This is a genomic window from Neisseria sp. HMSC070F02, from assembly GCF_001814225.1.
Lineage (GTDB): Bacteria > Pseudomonadota > Gammaproteobacteria > Burkholderiales > Neisseriaceae > Neisseria > Neisseria meningitidis.
In genome coordinates, this window is record NZ_KV815419.1 from 1 (window position 1) to 1690 (window position 1690).

The 1690-nt window shown below is 54.3% G+C and carries 1 protein-coding gene; it reads right to left on the reverse strand.

What is annotated here, in order from left to right:
* Positions 1-146: 146 nt before the first annotated feature.
* The gene (gene aldA / locus HMPREF2959_RS05150; RefSeq protein WP_002214856.1) at positions 147-1589 is read right to left on the reverse strand and encodes an aldehyde dehydrogenase; all 1443 of its coding nucleotides are present in this window, start codon (positions 1587-1589) and stop codon (positions 147-149) included.
* Between the last annotated feature and the right edge of the window lie 101 nt (positions 1590-1690).

The window sequence follows — 1690 nt, forward strand, 5'->3', positions numbered from 1 at the left end:
GCCTTGTCCTGATTTTTGTTAATCCACTATACAAAGACAAAAACATCGATGTCGGTCATGACTGATTGCCGGTGAAACTGTAAAAATGCCGTCTGAACCTGAAAACGGGTTCAGACGGCATTTTCTATCGGGGTTTTAAAGCGGCATTAAATGTCGGTTTCCAGATAAACGACTTGGGTTTGCAGATATTCTTCCAAACCGTGTTTGCCGTCCGCGCCGCCGATGCCGGATTTTTTCCAGCCCGCGTGGAAGCCTTGCATGGCTTCAAAGTTTTCGCGGTTGATGTAGGTTTCGCCGAATTGCAGGCGGCGGGTAACGTAGAAGGCTTCGTTTAAATTAGTCGTATAAACAGAACTGGTCAGACCAAACTCGCAATCGTTAGCCAGTGCGATGACTTGGTCAAGCGTGTCGAAAGCGGAAACGGGCAGAACGGGGCCGAAGGTTTCTTCTTTCATAATGTCCATACTGTTGTCGGTGTCGGTCAGCAGGGTCGGCTCGAAGAAATAACCGCGTCCTTCGGCGCGTTTGCCGCCGCAGACCAGTTTCGCACCTTGTTTGACTGCCCGTTCCACTTTTTCGGCAACGGCTTTGACGGCGCGCTCTTCAATCAGCGGGCCCATTTCCAGCGCGCCTGCTTCGGCTTCGGCAGGGTTGCCGTAGCGCACGCCTTTCATGGCGGCAGTCATTTTTTCAATGAATGCGTCTTTCAGACTGCTGTGGACATAAACGCGCTCGGCGCAGTTGCAGATTTGACCGGTGTTGCCGACGCGCGAAGCCAAGATGGATTTCACCGCCAAATCCAAATCCGCGTCTTTCAAAACGATGGCGGGGGCTTTGCCGCCGAGTTCCAGCGAAACTTTGGTGATGTTGGCGGAAGCGGCTTCCATCACTTGGCGGCCTGCTTCGACGGAGCCGGTCAGGCTGACCATATCGACTTGCGGATGGGCAGACAAGGCATTGCCGATTTCCGCACCCGGACCGTTCACCACGTTGAACACGCCTGCGGGCAATCCGACCGCATCGACGATTTCGGCGAAGATGTGGCAGTTGATCGGGGTTACGCTGCTGGGTTTGACAACGATGGTGTTGCCCGTTACTAAGGCGGGACCCATTTTGCGGGCAATCAGGAAGAAAGGGAAGTTCCACGGCAAAATGCCGGCAATTACGCCCAGCGGACGTTTGAACAATAAAATGTTTTCGCGCGGGCGGTCGCTTTGGATGATTTCGCCTTCGTAACGGCGCGCCCATTCGGCTTGGTAATCGAGATAGTCGGCGGTGAACATCACTTCCACGCGCGCCAAGTCTTTGGTTTTGCCGCCTTCGGCAACGATGGTGTCGGTCAGCTCGTCGGCGCGTTCGCGTATGCCTTGGGCGATTTTGCGCAAATACGCGCCGCGTTCGACCGCAGGCAGACGCTCCCAAGCCGGTTGCGCCGCACGCGCCGCCGCTACGGCGCGGTCAACGTCCGCCCTGCCGCCTTTGGGTTCGCGGGCGATGGCCTCTTCGGTGGACGGGTTCAATACGTCGCGCCATTCGCCGTTGAAATCGTTTTCAAAGCGTCCGTTGATGTACATGGCCAATTGTTTCATTTCGGGTTCTCCAGTTTTGTAGTCAGATGTAGTTTTAGTTTATTCCCAAATAAATTACCGTACAAGTTTCTTTTGAAATGTTTAGACGAGAAGCTACTATG

Coding starts and splice junctions, on each gene's coding strand:
- aldA (WP_002214856.1), bottom strand. CDS start 1,589: ATGAAACAATTGGCCATGTACATCAACGGACGCTTTGAAAACGATTTC.